The sequence below is a fragment of the Pseudonocardia sp. EV170527-09 genome (assembly GCF_008369905.1).
Taxonomy (GTDB): Bacteria; Actinomycetota; Actinomycetes; order Mycobacteriales; family Pseudonocardiaceae; genus Pseudonocardia.
The window spans coordinates 1-584 of sequence record NZ_VRMC01000305.1 but is presented as its reverse complement, the minus strand read 5'-3'; the positions used below and the strand labels follow the sequence as shown (position 1 = coordinate 584).

1 protein-coding gene is annotated in these 584 nt (G+C 71.2%); it reads left to right on the top strand.

Going from position 1 to position 584, the window contains the following annotated elements:
• The first annotated feature begins 107 nt into the window (after window positions 1-107).
• On the top strand, window positions 108-506 hold the full coding sequence (locus FVA95_RS29255) for an SsgA family sporulation/cell division regulator (protein ID WP_161992535.1): 399 nt from the start codon (window positions 108-110) through the stop codon (window positions 504-506).
• Window positions 507-584 lie beyond the last annotated feature (78 nt).

Here is a 584-nt window from a genome sequence, read left to right as displayed (position 1 = left end):
GAGGGACCCACCCCGCCCGACCAGCGAAAACAGCACCCATCCAGGGATCGAGACACCACCCGGTGCCTCCCTCCCCGGCCACACCCATGCCAAAAACAGGAGACCTGATGCCGACGCACGGTAACCGTCGGTCCCGCGTGACCGGCCTGCTCGGTTCGAGCCGCTGCGACCTCGCCGCCCACCATCTGCACCCCGACGGGCGCACCATGCCGATCACTGTCCGGATGCTCTGGCAGCCGAGGGACTCGGCCGTCGTGACCACGTGGTTCCCCGAGCTGGTTCAGGGCCCGGTGTGGTTCTTGTCGGTCGAGCTGCTGGCCGCCGGATGCGACGCGCCTGCCGGGCTCGGTGACGTCTCGCTGATCCCGCACCCTCACAACCCGCAGCGCGCCGAGCTGATCCTGGTCGGTGACAGCGGACGGGCGTGCCTGTCGCTGCCGCTGCCTCCACTGCGCCGGTTCCTCGCCCGTGTCCCCGGCGAGCACGCTCCCGAGGCTCGGCGGTGAGCGGAGTGATGACCGAGCGGTGGGGCTGGCAGCCCACCGCCCGCATGCACGACGGACTGCCGACGTGGCGGTGGCGCT

Coding starts and splice junctions, on each gene's coding strand:
- FVA95_RS29255 (WP_161992535.1), top strand. CDS start 108: ATGCCGACGCACGGTAACCGTCGGTCCCGCGTGACCGGCCTGCTCGGT.